At 41.5% G+C, this 21911-nt stretch carries 27 protein-coding genes; 16 read left to right on the forward strand and 11 right to left on the reverse strand.

What is annotated here, in order from left to right:
• Positions 1-36: 36 nt before the first annotated feature.
• A complete protein-coding gene (locus BUE31_RS00700; RefSeq protein WP_073399307.1) occupies positions 37-2025 on the forward strand; it encodes a phosphatidylinositol-specific phospholipase C domain-containing protein in 1989 nt (662 codons plus the stop codon).
• An 89-nt stretch (positions 2026-2114) separates the two neighbouring features.
• Positions 2115-2381: a hypothetical protein gene (locus BUE31_RS00705; protein ID WP_073399309.1), complete on the forward strand. Its 267-nt coding sequence runs from the start codon at positions 2115-2117 to the stop codon at positions 2379-2381.
• A 227-nt stretch (positions 2382-2608) separates the two neighbouring features.
• Here BUE31_RS00705 and BUE31_RS00710 read toward each other — a convergent pair whose 3' ends face one another.
• A complete protein-coding gene (locus BUE31_RS00710; RefSeq protein WP_073399311.1) occupies positions 2609-3379 on the reverse strand; it encodes a helix-turn-helix transcriptional regulator in 771 nt (256 codons plus the stop codon).
• Between the two features lie 170 nt (positions 3380-3549).
• Here BUE31_RS00710 and BUE31_RS00715 point away from each other — a divergent pair, with 170 nt between their 5' ends.
• The 3 genes from BUE31_RS00715 (at position 3550) to BUE31_RS00725 (ending at position 5039) form a co-directional block, all read left to right on the forward strand.
• Complete coding sequence (locus BUE31_RS00715) at positions 3550-4032, forward strand: YybH family protein (RefSeq protein ID WP_083619186.1); 483 nt, start codon at positions 3550-3552, stop codon at positions 4030-4032.
• Between the two features lie 121 nt (positions 4033-4153).
• Positions 4154-4504, forward strand: coding sequence for a SnoaL-like domain-containing protein (locus tag BUE31_RS00720; RefSeq protein ID WP_073399313.1), 351 nt, complete (start codon positions 4154-4156; stop codon positions 4502-4504).
• A 40-nt stretch (positions 4505-4544) separates the two neighbouring features.
• Positions 4545-5039 carry an acyl-CoA thioesterase gene (locus BUE31_RS00725; protein ID WP_073399315.1) on the forward strand — a complete coding sequence of 165 codons (495 nt, stop codon included), beginning with the start codon at positions 4545-4547 and terminating at the stop codon, positions 5037-5039.
• 16 nt (positions 5040-5055) lie between these two features.
• On the opposite strand, the gene BUE31_RS00730 is transcribed toward BUE31_RS00725, so the two are convergent.
• Positions 5056-5409 carry a winged helix-turn-helix transcriptional regulator gene (locus BUE31_RS00730; protein WP_073399317.1) on the reverse strand — a complete coding sequence of 118 codons (354 nt, stop codon included), beginning with the start codon at positions 5407-5409 and terminating at the stop codon, positions 5056-5058.
• 107 nt (positions 5410-5516) lie between these two features.
• Here BUE31_RS00730 and BUE31_RS00735 point away from each other — a divergent pair, with 107 nt between their 5' ends.
• The 3 genes from BUE31_RS00735 (at position 5517) to BUE31_RS00745 (ending at position 7907) form a co-directional block, all read left to right on the forward strand.
• Positions 5517-6401 (forward strand): PhzF family phenazine biosynthesis protein, encoded by an 885-nt coding sequence (locus tag BUE31_RS00735; protein ID WP_073399319.1) that lies wholly within the window; start codon positions 5517-5519, stop codon positions 6399-6401.
• Between the two features lie 150 nt (positions 6402-6551).
• The gene (locus tag BUE31_RS00740; RefSeq protein WP_073399321.1) at positions 6552-7442 is read left to right on the forward strand and encodes an amidohydrolase family protein; all 891 of its coding nucleotides are present in this window, start codon (positions 6552-6554) and stop codon (positions 7440-7442) included.
• Between the two features lie 45 nt (positions 7443-7487).
• The gene (locus tag BUE31_RS00745) at positions 7488-7907 is read left to right on the forward strand and encodes a DUF6196 family protein (RefSeq protein WP_073399323.1); all 420 of its coding nucleotides are present in this window, start codon (positions 7488-7490) and stop codon (positions 7905-7907) included.
• Between the two features lie 38 nt (positions 7908-7945).
• Here the strand turns inward: BUE31_RS00745 and BUE31_RS00750 are convergent, their stop codons facing one another.
• Genes BUE31_RS00750 through BUE31_RS00765 form a run of 4 tightly spaced genes read right to left on the reverse strand, consistent with a single transcriptional unit; the run spans position 7946 to position 10651 of the window.
• Entirely contained in the window at positions 7946-8728 is a 783-nt protein-coding gene (locus tag BUE31_RS00750; protein WP_083619189.1) for an alpha/beta hydrolase, read from the reverse strand.
• 18 nt (positions 8729-8746) lie between these two features.
• On the reverse strand, positions 8747-9148 hold the full coding sequence (locus BUE31_RS00755; protein ID WP_073399325.1) for a DUF1634 domain-containing protein: 402 nt from the start codon (positions 9146-9148) through the stop codon (positions 8747-8749).
• A gap of 13 nt (positions 9149-9161) precedes the next feature.
• Positions 9162-9995 (reverse strand): sulfite exporter TauE/SafE family protein, encoded by an 834-nt coding sequence (locus BUE31_RS00760; RefSeq protein ID WP_073399327.1) that lies wholly within the window; start codon positions 9993-9995, stop codon positions 9162-9164.
• 5 nt (positions 9996-10000) lie between these two features.
• The gene (locus tag BUE31_RS00765) at positions 10001-10651 is read right to left on the reverse strand and encodes a FadR/GntR family transcriptional regulator (RefSeq protein WP_073399329.1); all 651 of its coding nucleotides are present in this window, start codon (positions 10649-10651) and stop codon (positions 10001-10003) included.
• A gap of 641 nt (positions 10652-11292) precedes the next feature.
• On the opposite strand from BUE31_RS00765, the gene BUE31_RS00770 reads away from it, so the two are divergent.
• Positions 11293-11688 (forward strand): RidA family protein, encoded by a 396-nt coding sequence (locus BUE31_RS00770; RefSeq protein WP_073399331.1) that lies wholly within the window; start codon positions 11293-11295, stop codon positions 11686-11688.
• A gap of 452 nt (positions 11689-12140) precedes the next feature.
• Here BUE31_RS00770 and BUE31_RS00775 read toward each other — a convergent pair whose 3' ends face one another.
• Positions 12141-13025 (reverse strand): NADPH-dependent F420 reductase, encoded by an 885-nt coding sequence (locus BUE31_RS00775; protein WP_083619192.1) that lies wholly within the window; start codon positions 13023-13025, stop codon positions 12141-12143.
• Between BUE31_RS00775 and BUE31_RS00780 the strand changes: the two genes are divergently transcribed.
• The 5 genes from BUE31_RS00780 (at position 13005) to BUE31_RS00805 (ending at position 16804) form a co-directional block, all read left to right on the forward strand.
• Complete coding sequence (locus BUE31_RS00780) at positions 13005-13355, forward strand: winged helix-turn-helix transcriptional regulator (RefSeq protein ID WP_073399334.1); 351 nt, start codon at positions 13005-13007, stop codon at positions 13353-13355. The genes BUE31_RS00775 and BUE31_RS00780 overlap by 21 nt on opposite strands.
• Positions 13356-13474: 119 nt before the next feature.
• Positions 13475-14293, forward strand: coding sequence for an SDR family NAD(P)-dependent oxidoreductase (locus BUE31_RS00785; RefSeq protein ID WP_073399336.1), 819 nt, complete (start codon positions 13475-13477; stop codon positions 14291-14293).
• Positions 14294-14527: 234 nt separating this feature from the next.
• Positions 14528-15250, forward strand: coding sequence for a helix-turn-helix domain-containing protein (locus tag BUE31_RS00790; RefSeq protein ID WP_234997721.1), 723 nt, complete (start codon positions 14528-14530; stop codon positions 15248-15250).
• Positions 15251-15351: 101 nt separating this feature from the next.
• Positions 15352-15768 (forward strand): OsmC family peroxiredoxin, encoded by a 417-nt coding sequence (locus tag BUE31_RS00795; protein ID WP_073399340.1) that lies wholly within the window; start codon positions 15352-15354, stop codon positions 15766-15768.
• Between the two features lie 463 nt (positions 15769-16231).
• The gene (locus BUE31_RS00805; RefSeq protein WP_073399344.1) at positions 16232-16804 is read left to right on the forward strand and encodes a hypothetical protein; all 573 of its coding nucleotides are present in this window, start codon (positions 16232-16234) and stop codon (positions 16802-16804) included.
• A 430-nt stretch (positions 16805-17234) separates the two neighbouring features.
• On the opposite strand, the gene BUE31_RS00810 is transcribed toward BUE31_RS00805, so the two are convergent.
• The 3 genes from BUE31_RS00810 to BUE31_RS00820 form a co-directional block, all read right to left on the reverse strand.
• A complete protein-coding gene (locus BUE31_RS00810; RefSeq protein ID WP_073399346.1) occupies positions 17235-18668 on the reverse strand; it encodes a carboxylesterase family protein in 1434 nt (477 codons plus the stop codon).
• 144 nt (positions 18669-18812) lie between these two features.
• Positions 18813-19154, reverse strand: a complete 342-nt coding sequence (locus BUE31_RS00815) for an MmcQ/YjbR family DNA-binding protein (protein ID WP_073399348.1) — start codon at positions 19152-19154, stop codon at positions 18813-18815.
• Between the two features lie 171 nt (positions 19155-19325).
• Positions 19326-19796, reverse strand: coding sequence for a DUF4440 domain-containing protein (locus BUE31_RS00820; RefSeq protein WP_073399350.1), 471 nt, complete (start codon positions 19794-19796; stop codon positions 19326-19328).
• A 139-nt stretch (positions 19797-19935) separates the two neighbouring features.
• Here BUE31_RS00820 and BUE31_RS00825 point away from each other — a divergent pair, with 139 nt between their 5' ends.
• Together BUE31_RS00825 and BUE31_RS00830 are read left to right on the forward strand one after the other, a co-directional pair.
• Entirely contained in the window at positions 19936-20805 is an 870-nt protein-coding gene (locus BUE31_RS00825; protein WP_073399352.1) for a helix-turn-helix domain-containing protein, read from the forward strand.
• Positions 20806-20962: 157 nt separating this feature from the next.
• Positions 20963-21343: an MmcQ/YjbR family DNA-binding protein gene (locus tag BUE31_RS00830; protein ID WP_073401538.1), complete on the forward strand. Its 381-nt coding sequence runs from the start codon at positions 20963-20965 to the stop codon at positions 21341-21343.
• Positions 21344-21730: 387 nt separating this feature from the next.
• On the opposite strand, the gene BUE31_RS30900 is transcribed toward BUE31_RS00830, so the two are convergent.
• On the reverse strand, positions 21731-21877 hold the full coding sequence (locus tag BUE31_RS30900) for a hypothetical protein (protein ID WP_159440616.1): 147 nt from the start codon (positions 21875-21877) through the stop codon (positions 21731-21733).
• Positions 21878-21911: the final 34 nt, after the last annotated feature.

A 21911-nucleotide genomic window follows, 5' to 3' on the forward strand; every position in this document is an offset into this window, starting at 1 on the left:
TTAATATGTCTTACTGCCTATCTAAACCTGTTTTTTATGAAGCTTTTAATTATTAGTGCAACACTCATTTTATTTCTGATTTTATCAGGATCAAAAGAACTGCGGGCTCAAAGCCTGAGCTTTAGTCAGCCTGTTGATTTTTTACCGGCCGCCCGTACCGATAAGGCTATTGATATTACTAATTTTAAAGGTGGCTATTTTGTTACCTGGAAAGATGCCGGTGCTACCGGAAATATTCACGTGTGCTATTTGGGCAAACAGTACGATACCAGGTTTTCACAAAATGAAACAACGGCAGGTACAGAAAAAAGTGCTTTCGCACCGGTTTTAAGGGTAGTCAATAGTCATATATATGCCTTATGGCTGGGTATTGATGGTTCATTAAAATACATCATTAATAACAGCGATACCACCTTTAATACCCAGACCATAAATACTGTTGGCTTTGAAAACTCTCCTAAGCTAAAATCTGGCGTTACGGCAACAACCATTAACGGCCGCCTAATGATAGCATCACATGCTGATAATAAAAATGAAATGGTGGTAGCCGTAATTGATGCTGATAACAATGGCCTGCTTAAACCTGCCGTTCTGCAAACTATTCCGAATAAAAAAAGTGATGTATACCCCTTTATAGTTACCCTATCCAATAACACGGTTAGGATCTGCTATAAAGATTATAATGACCAGGGTATTTATTATACTGATCTTAATACCGATACCAAAATATGGACAAATCAACTCCCTGTTTACAAGTCAAAATCAAAGGTCTCGCCGGCTGTGTACCATGCATTTAATACTAACCGCCTTTTTTATATATGGAAAGGAAGTAAAAAAGACAACCGCATTTATTATACTACTGATGATGAGCAAAACAGACCAGCTGATGAACATATTTTACCCGACTATTTTAAAACGGCCTATCCGGTGTCTATTTGTAATGTGGATACCAAAAAGTTTATCATGGCTTTTACAGGCGAGGATCAAAAGCTTTACTTAAGCTATTTTACCAACTATAACCCTGCCCGTTGGATGGAGGATACGTTATTTCCGGCTAAAGGAAGTTTGACGCTAAAAGATATCGTGATCCCCGGATCGCACGATGCAGGTATGTCGATATTAAACGGCACAGGTGGCACACAGGGTAGTTCCATCAATCCCTGCAATACGCTTACACAAACACAAAACATTGGCAAACAGCTTAATGCCGGCATCAGGATGTTCGATCTGCGGGTTGGCTCTTTTAAAAACGGCATTTACACAAAACACAGCTCATCAGACTGTATGGCCGATGCCGTTGGCGGTGGATATGGTGAACGTTTTAAGGATATCCTCGATTCTGTTAAAGCATTTTTAGACCGTAATAAAAAAGAATTCATCATTTTAACATTCAGCCATTTTTGCCCAAAAGAGGCATCAGCTAAAAATGTAGCCGATTCAATTTTTCGTGCGCTTGGTAAAGAATATATTTACAATAATCAGTCAAAAAGTATTGACCGTATCAAACTTAACGAACTGGCAGGTAAGGTAATAGTGACCTTTGAGCAATATGCCAATCCCGACAAGCTCATCGATTCCAACTCAATGGCCGATAAAGGAAAAACATTCCTCAATATCCGAAGAGCTTATGCAGCCACCAATCAGATCAATAAATTATTGAATGCAGAAGAGTCGTTTTTTACATCAATGCAAAGCGGCGTAAACAAAAATGACCTGATACGGCTCGACTGGCAACTTACCCAAAGCAGTGATGAAGCCGGCTTGGTATGTAACGATTTTCAGGATGAAAAGGTGAGTCCTATAATTAACGGAATGATGCTGCTTACTAATGTGATCAAAAAAAACCAAAGCATAACAGACCTTGCCATGTCTGGCAATAAGTACCTGCCCGCAAAAGTTAATGAATGGATAAATACAGGTGTCATCAACAAAAACAACAAACCCAATATTTTATATATTGATGTTGCCGGCGCATGGGTAACTGATTATTGTATTGAGCTGAACCGGATACCTGTTTATAATTAGACCTGCTCAAGTTTATTATTTCTTTGTAATGGAGTATTATAAAAAACATATATTGAATTATTATCTTAGTAATACATTAAACTTAACTTATGAAAACGATTAAATTGTTCGCTTTTTTAGCATTTATGCTTGCAGCTTCCCTTAATGTTTTTTCGCAAGACAAAACGGGGCAGGTTTATTTAATCCGCTCTACAGGATATACCGGTTCTGCGATAAATTATAGATTGTATATTGATGATCAGTTAGTTTGTAAGTTGAAAAATAAATCTTTCTCTGTTCATGATATAGGTATTGGCCAGCATACTGTCAGTGTTGCTAGCGGAGGAATATCAAACGGAAAAAATCAGCACCATTAACTATAACGGTGGTTGAAGGTAAAGCAAACTATGTCAGCATCGTTAGTACTCAAAGCGGTTATGTAAACAAAATAACCTGCCAGGAAATTACCCAAAATTCAGCTGATCCTCTTTTGGCAAAAACCACCCAAAATAAAAATTGCTTACCGGCGAAATAAAGTAAGGTTGTTAGGTTAACCTAAACCGTACGTTCGATTCACGTTTTAAACAACGTTTGTGGCTATTTATTACTGGGCAGGGGGGAGTTGCGCCATTTTTCCGGTCAGTTCGGATGGATTTAAACCACTGTATTTTTTGATTTCCCGTGTTAAGTGAGAGTGATCGTAGTATCCCATATCAGTAGCAATCCTCAATAGGTTATTTCCCGATGTATCCCGCTGTAGTTTTTTCGCAGCATGCTGAAAACGGATGATGCTGATAAATTCTTTAGGAGGTATGCCGATATTCTTACTAAAAATTCTTTCGAGGGTTCTGATGGTTACATGGTGCGTTTGCGCGACATTGTCAACAGAAATCAAGCCTTGAAACTTTTCGATGGTCTGCGTGATCGGAATTATCGTTTCATACTTTCGATTTTTAAGCCTGCCCGAAAAAAACTGGTCTAACCTGGTCACTACCTGTCTGTCCAGCTCTGCAAGTGCATAAAGCTCTTTATCCGGGAATTCAATTATTTCATCAACAATTTCATCAAGTGGTAAGTTATAGAAAACAGAAAATCCGGACGGCTTAAAACGAATACCCAGGAAGCGGCTATTAGGTACGCTATTCAGCAAATTCGACGCGGTCATTGTGCCGCCCAGGTAAATGTTCCCGGGGTAAAGAATGGTGTAATTATTTACAACAGGTTTCGATTCACCAAGGTTAATGAAAATCTCTGTGCAGCCATCTGCAAAGATACGACGGGTGACCGGCTGATAAAGAGCACCTGTTTCCAGGGTATAATAAGCATCAATATAGGGTGCTAACTGCAGCCCGGGTTTATATTCGGCGTACTTCATGAAATTTCAAAATTGTCGTTTTTATACAAAGTCATTTTTGAAAAGGGTGGTTACTTTGAATAAAAGTAAGAATACAAAAATCAAAACATCGTATGGTGAAAGTCATTTAAATATCAAATATGATTTAGCATCAAATATCATTTATCAATAACCCAACTAACCAGAAAAAAATGAAAAAGTTATCCATCAATTTATGCTGCATTATTTTATCAATGATTGTTTCTTTTGCCGTTAGTGCAAAAGCCCCTGAAATAAATAAACCAGATACAGCCGCAATAAAAGCCGCCCTGCACCAGGTTAATTTATCCTATGGCCAGGCTTTTATTAAAGGCGATTCCTCCTTATTTATGAATTGCTATACACCTGATGCCTGCCTGCTCCCGGTCAACTCACCGGCGCTTTGCGGTGTACAGGGTCAACTGGGGTTTTACCGGTTCGCATATAGGGCAGGCGTGCGTAATATCGTATTTACAACATTGAATCTTTACGGCGCTACTGACCTGTATGTGACTGAGGAAGGTAATTTTGAAATGTTCGGAGCGAATAATGTTGCACTGGGAAAGGGGAAATACCTGGTTGTCTGGAAAAAAACAGCAGACGGTTGGAGAATGTACCGTGACATGTTTAACAGCAACAGTGCTCCAAAAAAATAACTTCAGATTTGATCTGCACCTATTTTTAATTTGTCGTATCTGTACAAAACACAGTCAGGCAGCACCGCTAGTTTTATTGAATTATCCGTAGTTAAATTCTTTTATAAAATCCTCTAAGTTTATGACAGCAACATCCATTTCTCAAACGCTCATCACGCTATTACGCAATCAGGAGTTCCTGAAGGCTTATCAAGACCTTTTTAGCGAAGATGCAGAAAGCATTGACCCGATCAATCCGACCCCGGGGCCCATAAAAGGCCTGGCAAAACTAATCGAATTGGAAAAACAGTTCCTTGCAAAAGCAAAGATCCGGGCCATTACAATTTCTGAGGCTATCCACTCAGAAGCTTATTTTAGCATCAGGCTATTCATGCAATTTGATATTAATGGAAAAGAAAGCAGTATTAATGAATTGTGCGTATATAAAGTTAACGCAGGCAAAATTATTAGTCAGCAGTTCTTTATATCATAAATATCAAACATAGTAATCCATTAATTCATCCTTATTGTTAATGCAAAAAATATTACAGTCAACCGTCAAAGTCCGCTTCCAGGACTGTGACCCATTTAATCATTTATACAACACCCGTTATTTGGATTATTTTCTTAATGCCAGGGAAGACCAATTATTGGAAGCGTATAATTTAGATGCTTTCGGCGGCACTGCCGATACCGGGTTAGTTTGGGTAATATCCAGTAATCAAATTTGCTATCTTAAATCCGTTTTCAGGGGAGAGGTAATAATCATTGATTCCCAATTGATAGAAGTAAAGCCCAGATCGCTTACCGTTGAAATGCGCATGTGGGACGAAAATAAAGTGAGTTTGAAATCAATGCTTTGGACAAAGTTTACTTATTTCAATATTAAAACTCAAAAACCGGCTTTGCATTCAGACGAGTTAACCAGTTTGTTTAATGAAATAATTGCTCCTGTAGGCCAAACTAATTTTGATGACCGGAAAACCGCGCTTATACAGGAACTTCGTTTATTAAATTCTATGGCATAGTTTGTTATAGCCCGGATTACTTGATTTGCTCCCTGTGATTTAAGCCCCATTCAACCAGGCTTTCCGTTACCGGGAAAACGCTAAGGCCGTATTTTGTAATTGCATAACTTACCGTTATGGGCCTTGTGTCTCTAACTGTTCGGGTTACCAGGAGATTGATCTCCAGTTCCTGTAGTTCTTTGGAAAGCATTTTGGCGGATATTCCTTCTATTTCCCGCTGGATTTTCTTAAAAGTGTTAATTTGATCTATATGGTTATTGAGGTGTCTCATAATCCTTAATTTCCATTTTCCACCTAAAATCTCCAGGCTGTCACGTATTGCCGCCAGTTCTTTTTCGCAAATGGCGTCTCTTTCATCAGTATTATCCATTCTTCAAATATAACATAGTTAACAAAAGGTAACTAGTTACCTTTTGTTAACCCATAAAGAAAATAAACTAATACAAGCTAATTTTGGCACAACTTAAAGCTAAGAAAATGAAACAATTGGATTATTATGTACTGGATGTGTTTACAGACAGTCGCTATAAAGGAAATCAACTTTCTGTTGTTTATATAGATCATGAACTTGATTTGGAACAATACCATAATATTTCAAGGGAATTCGGATACTCAGAAACCTCTTTCGTTTATTATGCTGAAGAGGAAGGCGTATTTAAGGTGCGATCGTTCACACCCGCTAAATTTGAAGTTACCGGCGCAGGGCATAACCTGTTAGGAGCCGTTTGCCTGGCGCTTTTAAAAAAGTGGGATATTTTTAAAAAGCAGGATGGTGCACAATGGGTAAAAATTGAGGATCTTAAAATTCCTTTAAAAATAACCGAAGAAAATGGCCTGCCGTACGTGGGGATGAAACAAAGGCCTGCCAGGGTAATTGGAAAAGTTCCAACGGAAATTATTGCGGAAGCAACGGGTTTGGAAATCGGGGATTTTGAACTGAACGGGTGGGCTATTAACATCGTTCAAACGGAGGTTGCACATCTTATGGTGCCCGTAAAAAGTTTATCGGCACTAAAAAATGCTATTTCAAATAAAGCGCTGTTAAAGAAAGCTTCAGAGCAATTTGGTTTTGAGGGATGTTATTTGTTTACTACAAATGATCCGGCAAGTGAGATCCTGGCGGAGTCCAGGTTTTTCAATCCAAGCGTTGGGATTGATGAAGACCCTGCGACAGGGACAGCAGCCGGCCCGCTTGCGGGCTATCTTGAACAGCTTGGCTATATCAACCAAAACCAGGATTACCGGATTTTGCAGGGTACCTATGTAAACCAACCGTCAACAATACGTGTAAACGTTGCGGCTGATGGTATTTGGGTCAGTGGTTCATCAGTCATTGTAATGGAAGGTAAATTGTTTCTGTAAATATTTTCAGATACACTTATTCTTTGGGATATTAGCCATGAACTATTTTATTGCATTTTATCTAAATCTACACCTTAATACAAATTGTACATCCATTTATATTAACAACGTAAATACTATTGCCAGCTGTTTGCCAAATTACAAATCACCATGAAAAGAAAATCCTTTTTTACACTTGCCTGTGCGCTGATCCTGAACGTATTCTTTGTAAATGCTCAATCTTCGGGGCAACATTATGCCGGAAAGATTATCGACATGCACGAGCACATTGCTTTAAATGACGGAGAACAGCATAATATGAGCGCCGAGCGTAATAATACCGTAAAGGATATCCTTGCAAATATTTCCAACGGGCACCTGGCGAAAGCAGCTATTATTACCATGGCGCAAAAAGGCCAAATGGATCAAACACGTTTAAGAAATGACAGTGTTATTCATTTAAGCCAGCTTTATAACTCGCTGATACCTATATGTTCGGTTCACCCCATGGATGGTGCGGAAGCGCTTGCAGAAATGGAAAGGGTGCAAAAACTTGGTGTGAAAATAATTAAGCTGCACCCCAACTCTCAACAGTTTGACGTGTCATCACCCGATGTGGCAGCCATAGCAAAAAAAGCAGGGGAGCTTAAAATGATCCTTTTATTTGATTCCTATAACCCGGTAGATGTGAACGAGGATGGCAAGTTAATTATGCTGGCAATTACCCACCCCGATGCAAGGTTTATTTTTGCTCATATGGGCATGGTCAATTTTCCTCAATTTATAACCCTGGTGGGATTAGATAAATATCCATGGTATAAAAAGAATATGTGGTTTGATCTTTCGGCCATAGCACCAATACTTGGCGATTCTCCATTCCGGGACCAACTGGTGTGGACAATTCGTAAAATTGGTGTGCAACAGTTCTTATTCGGCTCAGACTTTCCAATGTTTGATCCGCCGTCAACCATTAAAAGTATTTATAAAATGAAGTTTACCAAAAAAGAAGAGGCTCAAATATTTTATACCAATGCCTGTAACTTGTTGCAGATTCGCCCTTGAGGATAACAGCTTATTTAGTAATTAAGAATTTAAACACATCATCCAATGTATATCAGCGGGGAAACCGGTGAACAAACAGAACACAGGCTCAGGCACGTGATCAGGAATGCCCAGCTGAAAGTTTATGACGGATTATATTTCTTTAAAGAAATACCCATTAATAGTTTTGAGTTTGATCAAAATGCGTTAGCAATTGTCAGAGATCACCAGGTATGGAGCTACCTGGTACCGGTTGAATCTGATCTTTCAGAAAACTTTAAGGTGTTTAGTTTCCATTTTCAACCTGGGGCTGATAACAGCGGTTTCGTTGGTTGGCTGGCTTCTTTAATAAAGGCCCGCTTAGGTTCAGGCGTATTTGTTATATGCGGCCAAAACTCAAATTCCGGGGGGATATTTGATTATTGGGGCTGCCCGGCATTATTGACGCAGGAAATAATCGGCTTAATTAGCGAATTGAGGGGATAACCAAATCTAAGGGCTTTTCAGTGAAGGCATGTTATGAGTTATTTTGAAGTGCTGATAGCCGCTTCTATAATTAAGCGGGCAACCTCTTTTGGATGCGATTCAAAAACGGAATGGCTTGCGCCTGCTATTTCTATGGTATGGCTGCCGGCACGTTTGGCATACATTCTTTCCAGGTCCGGATTAATGATCCGGTCGGCCATTGCCACCATGTACCAGCTGGGTTTAGTCCTCCAGGCTGGGTTTTTAATTAGGGCGTGAAAAACCTCGTCGGCTGTAGGCATCTGCGCATTAGCCATAAACTGCGCCTGTTTTTCGGGCAGATCGGCAGCGAAATCAGCAGGAAACTGTGCAGGATCAATATAGTCGAAACCGTTAGCTGGTTTTTGCAGGGATTTGTAAGCCGAAGGAATGCGCTTGCCATTGTCTGCTTCTGATTCGCCTTTATCAGGGGCATGGGCGGCAATATAAACCAGCCCGACTACATGCGGATCATTTCCTGCTTCGGTAATTAAACCACCACCATAGCTGTGACCGACTAAAATGCAGGGGCCATCCTGAAGATCCAATACGCGTTTTACAGCTGCCAAATCAGCATCGAAAGAAGTCAAAGGCTGCTGTACGATACTCACATGATAACCTTTGTTTACCAGGATCTCGTAAACCGGTTTCCATCCCGACCCGTCTACAAATGCGCCGTGTACCAATACAATATTTTTAATAGGTGCAGCCTGTTGTGCACTGGCGGATGAAACCAATAATACGGCAAATGCTATGCTGCCTGCTATCATCGCCCGGGTGATTTTTTTTAATATATTTTTCATGATCTGTTAAATTTAATGTTAAACTTTTAAGCCGCCGAAGATGCTAAACATCATTACCGACAGTACAACTAATGTAATACCAACATAAAGCCGGTCTTTTTCTATGATAAAACCAATCAAAGAGAAAAATATCCTCAATATGGGGGTTGCAATCAGCACAACTACGCCAAGCTGGATAATTCCCCGGGCCTTTATGGCTGTCACACCATTCCAGATTTCCCTGCCGGTTTTCAGTCCTGCTTTTTCGCCTATAAAAAGCTGGTAATGAGGTAATGCCAGGCTCCCTGATTGCAGCAGATATAACAGTCCGCCGGTAAGTACAATCAGGCTTGACAGCAACACACCAAATCGGAGCTGAAGGCCAATAAACAGTTCTATATCATGGTCTGCCAGGTTTTGTTTTGAAAGAATCTTTTTCATAACGTTGATAGATTTAAAATTTGTGATTATATCCGTTGTAGATCATTTCTACTGCCACAAACGCTATAGCGGTACAAAAGATGTATTTTAATACCCGTGCATCCATTTTGGGCAAAAGTTTAGAGCCGGTAAATGCGCCGCACAATACACCCAGCACCACCGGAAATGCAATGCCTGCCTCCATATAGCCCCGTTGCAGGTAAACCACAGCGCTGGCCGCAGCCGTTACGCCGATCATAAAGTTGCTGGTGGTAGTGCTTACTTTAAAAGGGATGTGCATGGTAGAGTCCATGGCCAAAACTTTAAGCGCGCCCGAGCCTATGCCTAATAACCCCGAGAAAACACCGGCAATGGTCATAATAGAAAACCCTGCGCCCACATTTTTTAGCCGGTAGCTTACTTCACCGTTTGTTGTGGGGTAGCTATTGTTTAGTTTAAGTTTGTTTGCAAAATTGCTGCCAACCAATAGCGCTCCCTGGTTCTTTTTCCGGAGTGTCATCGCTGCCGAAAACAGGAGGATGCTCCCAAAAAGTATGGCTATGGTATTGGTTGGCGTATATACCGCAATTAGTGCGCCCACAACTGCACCAATGGTAGTCGCAATTTCCAGGAACATCCCTAGCCTGATATTGGTGATCCCTTCTTTAACATAAGCGCTGGCAGCGCCTGATGAGTTGGCAATAGAGGCCAGCAACGCCGCGCCGATGGCGTAACGGATATCTACGTGAAAAACAAGTGTTAATAACGGAATAATTACCACGCCGCCGCCTAACCCGGTGAGCGATCCAACCAGCCCGGCAAGATAGGCACCGGCCAGCAGCAACAATGTAAATGTTAGAATAGTCATAATATTTAGTAATTATTGTTTAAAATGTTGGTGATGATCTCACCCGCCTGTTTTTTCTTTCTTGCCTTTATAGCGTTAAAAAGATCCTCATGAAGATGGTGGCTCATCGCAAAATGACTGATGCCCCGCAGTTCGCGCTGCGAAAAAAATGAGCGGATAGTTTGGGTGAAACTTTGATAAAGGGTAGCCAGCACACTGTTTCCTGAAGCTTTTGCAATGGCCAAATGAAAAGCGATATCTGCGTTGGTACAAGCAGCGCCGTCTTCTGATAGTATAGCCTGTTTACGATTGGCCAATTGCTTTTCCATAGCAGCCAGGTCATCGGGGGTATGTGAGTCTGACGCCAGTCTTATTATCTCTACTTCCAGCAGTCTGCGAACTGCGTTGATCTCTTCAAAGCTGGCATTCTTCAGGCGCTGTTCCATAGGCTGCTGATCAACATCCTCATTGATATAAGTACCGTCGCCTTGCTTTACCTGTAAGACTCCGGCAATGGCCAGGCTTTTAATTGCTTCACGCACTGATGAACGCCCGACAGCGTATCTCATCATCAACTCAGGTTCAGCGGGTATTTTCGTACCTGCCTTGTATTTGTTGTCTTTAATATCCTGCCTGATTTTGGTTGCCACCTGGTCTGAAAGTTTTTCCCTTTTCATATTCCTGATTTAATGATGCAAACATACGATGTATATTTAAACATCTGATGTTTTAATTGAAAAAGCGATTAGTGTTTACACTGAAATGACATTCAAACCTCTTGCCGGATATGCGGCACGTTTGGACAGCCGGAGTACCTACGGACAGCAGGTTACACGCCGGCAAGCGTTCCATTTTTCACGCGGAACGGGGGTGGAACGCTGTGAAACATGCTGATTATCAGTGAATTTAAGTTTTGATAAAATTTAAGTATCTGATAATCAGGTGTTACAGGATTTGTGCTTTTTGGATGTGTTGCTGTAATTTATTTATAATCAGCGTGTTCCACTTTTTAAGTTGATTGAAATTAATGGTTTTGCATGTTTCTGAACAATGTGGCAGCACTTTATAAACAACATAGCCAGGCTCCAGGTTGGCTACTTAGCGCGCGGGGCACTGGTGGCCTTTTCGCACATCCGGCCCGTTATAGCGCAAGATGGGGGTTAGAATATTCTCTTTAGTAAAAAAGAGGCGAATTGTATCTGGAAAACTACAGAAAAGCATGCTGAAAAACCTTTTTTTTATAAAATTTGGAATTGTAATAAACCTGGAATAGTTTTGTTGGAGTGTTGGAATTTAACCATAACAGGAGACCAAATCAATGCCGCTCGAATGCATCAATCCCCAAGATCTGCCTACCCCGCAAACGTACAGCCAGGTCGTCGTTGCGACGGGAAGCAAGATGGTATTCGTCTCGGGCCAGGAGCCCGAAGACATAAATGGCAAGCTTGTTGGCCCTGGTGATCTTGCTACTCAGGCGCACCAGGTGTTTGGCAATCTCGGCCGGGCACTTGCTGCTGCCGGTGCGCGGCCTGCGCAGGTCACCAGGATCACAATCTACGTCGTCAATTACAACCGCGACGAATGCTTGCCGATTATTGAAAAGGCCCGGATAGCGCTGTTCGGAGATCACAAGCCAGCGGACGTGGTGCTCGGCGTAGCGACGCTGTCCCCCGGTTACCTGATCGAAGTTGACGCGATCGCGATCATTGATTGACCATACCACCGAGAGCTACACAATTGCATAATAATTGTCTACCTGTAGTCCGAAGTTTTCAAACTTCGGGCGACTATGCTTGTAGTTTGCAACTACAATACAAACAACAAAACCCGCCTATTAGCGGGTTTTGTTGTTCAGTGGAGCCGGAGGGATTTGTATTTCCCTTATATGGATCTGATATTCAATATTTTACAATGGCTTAATTTCTTACTCACCGAAACACTCATCATTTTTTTGAGCACAGATTAAATTGCAAATCTTATGAGATAAAGATAAGCTTTTTGTATACTTATTGCGGATATAAATTACGCTTTCAAGTAAGTTGTATGGGAATGGCCGATTGACATTTGAGTGTGGTCATCGTATTGGGTTAAACCATTATCTGTATCAAGGTCCTGTTGCAAATTTGTATGGTATTCGATAACCTGACGGTTATCCCCCCTTGTTGATTAATGCTCCTTAGGGTTTTTAGGAAACAATGAACGGTTAAGCGCCACGACTTCTTCATGTGTGGGAGGTGTTGAAAATTCCATAAATTTCCCAATAACATAGTCCCGCAGATGTGCAGCTTCTTGTTTTTCACCACCTGTAAGAGCTTGCATAAGTTCTGCCACAGTCAGTTCTGTACAATAAGCCGGTGTGCCTGGTTGATGCCTCCAGGAATCTGCCAGTGTACCTGCGTCCACAGTATCGAACCCCACATCATTGATCAAGGTGGATACTATTTCTTTGGCCTGTTGATCGTCGCCTGACACCGCCATCGCGATCCGGTCTTTGGTGCCTTCAGGCTTGCCACCATATTCAAGGCTATGCGCCAGTAAATTGTTAAAAGCTTTGATCACGGGTCTTCCCATGGTTTCCGAAACCCATACACTTTCGACTTTGCCATTCTTCAAGTCTTCGATCTCGCCATCCCGGAACGGATAATAGTTCGACGTATCAATCACGATCATCTTATCAGAAACTTTTGCGATAAGATCTGATAATTCCGGGACAGCTATTGTGGGAACGGATACGATAAGTACTTCAACATCCGTTATGATCTGGTCTTTGGTGGATGGCATAACGCCCAGCTCCCGAGCCCTTTCTTCCAATTTTTGCTGACCTCCTGAGCTGTAAACCTTTACCTCGTGACCGGTTGCAGCTAATTTCTTTGCGATGATGCCGCCGATTGCGCCGATACCTATAATTCCTATTTTCATTACGCTTGTTTTTAAATTCTCAATAAATTCTTTTGCAAAATTGGTGAATTTATACTTTCCTTTGTATAGTACTTTCCCAAAGGAAAGTGGAATAGTTTTAAATGAGGTTTTATGGCAACTAAAAAAGCACATTGTGATTGCATCGAAACGATAAAGCCCGTGAGGGATGCACTCGACGTGATCAATGGTAAATGGAAACTACCCATTATCATTTCTGTAGGTGTTGGAAACGATCGGTTCACCGATATACAGGAAAGTATCCCCGGTATTACACCCAAAGTTTTGGCAAAAGAACTGAAAGACCTGGAACAGCACCGTTTGATCATCAGGACCGTGATCGATGGCTATCCGGTGAAGATCACCTACCAATTGGCTCAATATGCTGATACGCTCACGCCCATCATTTATTCCCTGAAAGACTGGGGGTTGAATCACCGTAAAAAGGTCACGGGCCGGGAATAATGATTGGCTTAGTACATATTTGCATTTCGTAAAAACGTTTCATTATTGCCTACTTTTATATCAGAATAGCTGTATTAAATTGGCAGAACTTTGTCCTTATAAATATTAAAAATAAAATAATGGCAAAAATAATTTTTATAACTGGCGCATCCCGCGGATTCGGCAGGATTTGGGCAGAAGCGTTTTTACAACGTGGCGATAATGTAGTTGCGGCTGTTCGTAACCCTGAAACATTAACAGAACTTACAAAAGAATTTTCTGCAAATCTATTGGTACTAAAACTTGATGTTACTGATAAAAAAGCAAGTTTTGAAGCGATTGAAACTGCAAAAACTCACTTTGGCCGCATCGATGTATTAATAAACAATGCCGGCTACGGGCATATTGGAGCTGTAGAAGAGTTAAACGAACAAGATGTTAGGACGCAGTTTGAAACTAATGTACTGGGTTCATTATGGACTATACAAGCGGTTGTACCTATCATGCGTCAGCAAAAATCGGGGCATATTATTCAACTTTCAAGCGCTTTGGGCTTGAATACAGTATCATTAATGGGACTGTATAGTGCATCCAAGTTCGCTGTTGAAGGCCTTACTGAAACACTGGCTGGCGAAGTAAGTGGTTTTGGCATTAAAGTAACCATACTGGAACCAGGTGGTTTCTCCACAGATTTCTTCGGTACCAATTCCCTTGCATTAAGTGAATCGATACCGGCTTACGATGGCATACGAAAAGATTTTTATGAGCAAGCTAATGAACAAGATTCCGGTAAGCCTGAAGCAACAGCCAAAGCGCTACTTAGTCTGGTTGACTCGGAAAATCCGCCATTAAGATTGCTATTGGGTAAAACTGTTTACCCCTGGGTAAAATACACTTACGAAGAACGCCTGAAAACATGGGAATCATGGCAGGATGTTTCTGTCGCAGCACATGGTTAATAGAAGTAACATTAGCGGGATCCGGGTTTGCCGGATCCTGTTTTTATAATTGCGAACAATATGAAGCATTTCAAAAAAATCAGCGATTTGCATGAAGTTCTTGGTGTGAAGCCGCCTGAACACCCCCTTTTCAGTGTAGCTTACGGTGAAAGGGATACATGCACAAGCATAAGCGAACTTGAATTTTTTTCAGAATTTTACATCATTGGATTCAAAAAGCTAAAATCTGGGCAAATGTTTTACGGAAAAACCAAGTACGACCATGACCTTGGCTCCATGTCATTTATCAAACCGCAGCAGAAAGTTTCTTTCCAAAATATGGAATTAGAAGAGAAGGGGTTTCTGATCATCATCCATGAGGACTTTTTACCTGGAACGTCCCTCTACAATGAAATTAAAAAATACAGCTATTTTGACTACGAGGTGAATGAGGCACTACATCTTTCACCGGCAGAAGAAAATATTATCTGGAACCTGTATTTCAGCATAGAAAAGGAATATAACAACAATACGGATGAACATAGCAAAGCGATCATCATCAGTCATATTGATTCTATGCTCAAATATGCACAGCGGTTTTATAAAAGACAGTTTATTCACCGGACAGAATTAACCGGCGCGACGCTTACCAGGTTCAATGCACTACTCGCTGCAAATTTCGAAGAAAGAAAATTGAAAAATACCGGGCTGCCTTCTGTAGCCTCCCTGGCAGAAAAAATGCATATATCACCCCGCTATTTAACTGATCTGCTTAAAGAGGAAACGGGTAAAACAGCGTTAGAACTTATTCACCTTTTTTTGATCGGTGAGGCAAAAAATATGCTGACAGGGGGCGATATGAACATATCGGAGATTTCGTCGTCGCTTGGCTTTGAGAATCCAACTTATTTTTCGCGTCTGTTCAAAAAAGAGGTGGGGAGTACTCCCAATAAATTTAGGGACCGCTTATTGAATTAGGACGGTTAAATCTTGTTTAGGATCAGGTCAACTGTTAGCATCTTGTGGTAAATCTACTTAAGCCTGGTGCAACGGTTATTATCAAATGTAATATTTAAAAAATGAAGCGTACAGCAAAAGCATATTGGTCAGGGACTATAAATGAAGGGAAAGGTGAACTGACCACGCAAAGTGAAATCTTGAACAAAACAAACTTCAGTTTCAAATCCCGCGTCTCTGCAAACGAAAAAGGTACAAATCCTGAAGAATTGCTTGCGGCAGCACATGCAGGATGTTTTACCATGGCTGTTAGTTTTGCCCTGACGGAAAAAGGCCTAAACCCTACATCATTGGAAACGGCAGCCATTTTAACCATGGAAGGTTTTGCTATTACGGGAATTCATCTTGCGATTACCGGTTCTGTATCCGGCATAACTGCAGCCGAATTTGAATCCATTTCAAAAAATGCAGGGAAAAATTGTTTAATCTCTAAAGTGTTGAATATACCGATCAGTTCGGAAGCACATTTATTTTCTTAATTGACGGGAGGATACAAAACCCTAATGAACGGTTTCGCAATCAGTGCCAAAATCATGATGGGATTTTTTCTCGCCCTTGTTGGAGTTGTCACCATAGGTGTTCGGAAGATTACAGAAAGCCTCCTTTGTCATCCTGAACGCAGTGAAGGATCTTATCCAACTGATAAGTCGCCGCTATACTTATCCGAGTTTATGTCCCGCGTAGAAGATTCTTCGCTCTCGCTTGAATGACAAAATGCGAGATTAACAATCTTCCGAACACCTGTGGTGACAACACCAACAAAGGCGGAAATAAAAAAAAAGTATCGATCCAAAGAAGTACTTGCCTTTTCCCGACAGGAGGTTTCGACTACCAAACATAGTGTCAAGATTTTATTTACAAAGTTTACATTTTAATTTACGATACAAATTCTTTAGGCCAAAGGATGTCAGGGTAGATTTGCTGAATCAATTTTAATAAGATATGAAAAATAAAAGAAATGTTTTGTGGGGTCTGGCTATCATCATGGTTGGACTAATTTATTTTCCTGTACTGGCTCAGCAAAAAAATGGCACTCATCGCGTTAGCTTTTCTGGCGAATGGAGAGCCAAAGAGTCGATAGCTATGGGCGGAAATATTGTTTGCTGCTATAACTCGGGTGACCGTATGCTAGCTAAAACGATGAAAATAGCAGAGCAGGTAAATTTTCTAGCCGTAGAGGTGTCAAGTTCGTTTCTGGGTACAGCTCCTGTTACCAGCCAGGAGAAAATGGCCTTCGACGGTAAAGCAAGCGAAATTGATAATGGCCCGGGAAGAGGAAAAAAGTCTACCGTAAAGTTGTCAGCTGATGGGCAAACGATGACTGTGAACTCAATTGTACATCTGATGGTTGCCACTCCTTACCATGTAAATGTTCAGAAACAAACATTTGTTTACATAACAGAGGTTTGGAAGTTGAGCAATGATGGCCGGTCTATTTCTGTGCAGGCCAATGCAAAATCAAGCTTATTTGGCGCCGGGCGTTCCTGGAAGACGGTATTTGATAAAGTCGGTTAGTATTCAAAAACTTTTTTGAAAAAGCCAGACTTTGTTGGGGCTAATGGTTTTTTCTTTGAAATGAAGGGGTAGTTAGAGCACCTTGGATACATCCGGCCTTCAATCATAACTTGCTGATTTTGAGACAAAAAAGACTGATCTTTGTGGAGCAGCCTAATCAAAATTCTGGCGGAATCCCGTGTGGTGGAGCCGGAGGGATTTATACTGCCCTTTTATTGGTCTTATATTCAATATTTTATGTGGATATAAATTCTTACTCACCGAATTACTCACCACTTTTCAGATACAGATTAATTGCAAATCTTATGAAATAAAGATAAGCTTTTGAAGGAATTATCGCAAGTAGTAGTTACTATTTCAGAAGTTGTAAAGGTAACCAGCTTCCACCTCGCTTGAAGTGGTTAAGTCAAGACATTACGGCTACGTGCGCTCAGGTGCGTTCGATGCCCTCGAAGGTACACAGGACCTCAGCCGCGTGGGCGGTGGGGTTGTATGGTGAGTTGCCGATGCCGTGTGAGTTGGGTTCCGCTGTAACAGCGTTCCAAAGCCGGTCGTAGTTGCCTGTGGCGAAGTTAAGGAGGGCGTCGAGGACGAAGGTGTCCCGGGCGGCTTGCTCATCGCTTTGTCCGGGACGTTGCTGGCCGACGATGCCGTACATCTCGGTACCGTGTACCGCGTGTGCTCCCTCAACAGGGCCAACGCTGAGCAGGTAGGCACTGCCACCTGCCGCGGCGTGGGCGAGAGCTGCACGGGCGGCGGGTAGGGTAAAGAAGTAATCGGTGAAGAGCGCCCCGCGAACCTCAACCGGAGTGCGTCCATTGACATCGTAGGCGGCGACGATGCGCCGGGCACGGCTTCGGGGAATCCGCGATTTCGTTACTAGTTCGTTGACGAGGTTATCGATACTGCCCGGGTCGAACTTTTCGGTCGCGTTGATGACCCACCAGTCCGCTTCATTCGTCGCAGTGCTAAAGAGAATGTCGATGTCGCGGTGACGTCCAGATTCGAGGATGCGCAGCGGCGTGTCAGCGAGAACAGCCCCAGTCTGAGCGTGGTCGTTCACGATGCCAATAGTCGTGTTGTCGATGCCGTGTCGGTCGCCGATATCGCGCGGGCTGACCTTGATGAGAGTCTCGGCGAGGAGCTTTGCATCCAGGGTGAGCAGTTGTTCGGGATCGTCCGCAACGCCAAGTTCGTTCAAAAACTTGATCGCTAGTTCTTCGGCCCACCAGGCTGGAACTATCCGGGATGCGCCGCCGGAGAACGGAGCGAGACGCTGATAAAGGCCGTCGGCGGCCTGAGCAGCGAGGAGCCCGATCGTGGAGTATGCGCCTGCGCTGTGGCCGGTGACGGTGACGTTCTGAGGGTCGCCGCCGAAGCGGGCGATGTTCTCCTGTACCCATCTGAGCGCGGTGATGATGTCCTGCAGGCCGAGGTTGGTGGCGTCTGCGAACTCGCCGCCATACTGGGAGAGCGAGAGCCACCCAAATGGCCCGAGCCGATAATTCAGTGATACACCAATGGCGCGACCTGTAGCAGCGAGCCCCGAGAGGTTTGATGTGGTTTGTGTGTTCGAGCCGAGTTCGAAGCCACCGCCGAAGATGTAGACGATGACAGGGAGCAGTTTGTCTCCTGTGTCTTCAGGTGCCCAGACGTTGAGGTTCAGGCAGTCCTCGCTCAAGCCGTTATCGGCCTCGAGCCAGCTCGTGTCGCCGGCCTGGAGTGGCGCGGGACCCTTTTGGTCGTAAGGCAGGTCCGGGTTGAACTGCAGCAAAATGGGCCGGCGGAAGCGTTTTGCTGTAGCGTAAGGGATGCCCAGCCATGAGCAGATAGCTTGGGTAGCGGTAGTTTTTTTTCTACTCATAACATTTTAAATTTATACTAATCATTTTTCCATGGATTAGGGATAACGACTTACACATTAACAATGGTTTATATAAAATTGAATATTGTAAACCTTTTAACAATTATAAATAGCTATGTCCTTGATCATCTGTTTTCTGTCTTATTATGCTGATGTACCTGCTGCTACAAGTTTGTAAGATTTTTTTACAAGATCTTTTAACATTTCCTGGGAAATACTGCCATTTAAACCAACGCTGATCCAATGTTTTGGGCTCAGATTAAATGGTTTGCTGATATCCTTATGTTCTCTGAGTTCGTCAATAATTTCAGGATCACATTTTAAAGTGCAGTAATCGAATTTATCCAGGTCAAAAAGACAAAACATTTTCTCGCCCACATAAAATACAAGGATTGAACGTGAATTCTTGAAAAAGCCCTCAAACGGCATTCCTTCATGGGTATTAGGCAATGACAGACAGAACACTCTGAACTCTTCTACATTCATATAATATATTAGTCGATCTTGTGGCGAGATCGTATGAAAACCATACCACATCCTTATAGTTTTGGATGCCCCTAATGGACATCCCAAATAGCATTTTTATTACTTTATGAACTGGTGCCTAAAAATATCCCGGTACAATTTTAAAAGCTAATTCCTGTAAGACGTTTGCATTTAAACAATTTCTTTGCTTTTAAAAACACTGAAATCCATATCCATGGGACGTATTATTGACCATGTTGAATGGATCACATACCATTCACCGTCGCCCTCTTTCTGAAATACCTCAATGCAATTATAATCCACATCTACCAGGTTTGTTTGGGAAAAAAGCTGATAAGTTAATACTGCCATATCTTGCCCAAACTGCACTCTGGGGTCACGAACCTCGAAGTTTTCAGCCTTTAATTTTCCTTCAACCCTTTTTAATAGAGCGGCCATGTCTTCAAACTGCTCGATACGCTTCGGTTCCACCGCATCAAAATAGGTAAAGCTGCGTTTTGACCAGAGTCCTGCATAGCCCGATACATCGCCGTTAAACCACTTTTCAAGCGCCGATTTTTCCAGGCCTATGATATACTCTGCCATCTGTTTTTCGTCATCATTTCTATAATGCCAAATTTTCTTTGATCCTTCGTCTTTCATAATTACCTATGTTTTACGTGTGCACAAAGTTAGCCTACTTATTAACGGTCACCTATGAATTTAAAGGGAAAGAAATGTCACTTTTCAGGACAAGTTTCCACATTATCACTACTTTTATAGGATACTAAACAATTGATAAATGAAATCAATACATCAATATAATTTCTATCGGAAAAAATATGCTATAGATTTACTCATTGACGTGGTTGCAATCAAAGATTTCAAAAAGTTTATCGAAAAAAATCCAACCCACCGCTTATCTTATTTTGATTTGACATTTATTGTAGAAGGCAATGAGGAATTGGTTATTAACGATTCCAAAATGATAGTAAAGCGGGGCGATATTGTGTGTTCAATTCCAGGGCAAGTGTGGAGTTGGCAAGAAAATACTAAACTTGAGGGTTATGCATTAGTCTTTGAAGAGGACTTTCTCCTTTCCTTTTTTATGGATAGGTATTTTTTGAGAAATCTTAGTTATCTGCAAGTTCATCGTCCATCGCCATTATTAACTGCAAATGAAGAGCAATTTGAGATACTTCTGCAGCACTTAAATTCCCTAAGATCTGAAATATTAAAACTAGCTGACTGCAACACTGATATTTTAAGGGCTTTGTTATACCTTATTTTAAGCCTGTTGGGAAACTGCGAATTGAGAGCCTTGAATAATTCCGAACAAAAGCCGGTCATAATCATATACCGGTATATTGAATCGTTTACCAGTTTGGTGGATGCTAATTTTATGACAAAACGTGATCTTCCATTTTATGCTGATAAGTTATTTATCACGACCAACTACCTGAATAAAATAGCAAAAGAGGTTCTGGGATCAACAGCGAAAAAATACATATTAAATAAAACAATCCAAGAGTCTAAAAATTTACTCAACTACACTAGTTTATCTATTGCCGAAATCAGTGATAAACTCAATATAGAAACTCCGTCTTATTTCGTCCGTATGTTCCGCAAACATACCGGTATGACACCAAAAACATTTAGAAATAATTGTTAAATCTTGACGATCCGATACAGCTTCAATAGTCCGGAAAAGTGACGCTTTAATCCTTATTTATGTTTAAAGGAAGGAGGAATTTTCACATAATTTTACATTGAACGCATTGAAACATTTTTGTCGAACTATGACAAATTTCAAAGAAAAATATACGACAATGAATATCGAAGAATTTAGAGCATACTGTTTGTCACTTAAAGGGGCTCATGATAAGATGCCCTTTAACAAAGCAACTTCCGATTATGATAAAAACATATTGACTTTCAGCGTAATGGATAAATGGTTTTGCTTTGTTAATATCGAAGAGTTTGATTTTTGTGACCTGAAATGCGATCCAATAGAATCAAAACGACTTCAAGAAGAATACGAAGGGATCACTCCAGGCTATCATATGAATAAAGACCATTGGATAAGTGTTCATTTTAAAAAAGATGTTCCAAAAAGTAAAATTGAATCTTTAGTACAGGATTCGTATGATTTGGTTATAGCAGGGTTGACTAAAAAACAGCAGAAAGAGTTAGAAAAAAGTCCAAAATAACATGACAATATCTAATTTCTCGAAGGGTATTTGTCAGATTCTTCTGAGAGGTTAACTTTCATACCTTAAACTAACAAAATCATAGATTCAAATTATCTTTTACCTATTTGTTATATCGTTGTGTTCTATTTAATTATAGAAGTCAGGGACCTTTTTAATAGTAGCCATTGTTCGCTGTCATGCCCCAATATATATACGCTGGTTCGGCAACAGGAGGATCGCGTATGAATTTTTCTGGGAGCCCGGTATTTACCAGGATATTTTTACTATCTTCCGTCTGGATCAAATAACCCGGTACCGGTGATAGCTTTAAAATATCCGGCAAACAAACCGGCCTTACTCAAATAAGTATCACTTCATATTTCCGGTATAAAATATGATTCAGTATTACCGTGGTAATACCTCGCCAGACTCGGAAAAAGTACCAGTTGGTCCATTGGCATCCAGCAGGGCTAATGCTACGCCTGTTTTCGCACCGTCTTCCGCCCTGTCAAGCGTCATTTCGCTTGCCCGTAAATAATATTGAGCGTCCACGCTCAATAAAAAAGCCTTCAGAAACTAATCTGAA

It is taken from the genome of Mucilaginibacter sp. OK098 (genome assembly GCF_900142915.1).
In the GTDB taxonomy this organism is placed as follows: domain Bacteria; phylum Bacteroidota; class Bacteroidia; order Sphingobacteriales; family Sphingobacteriaceae; genus Mucilaginibacter.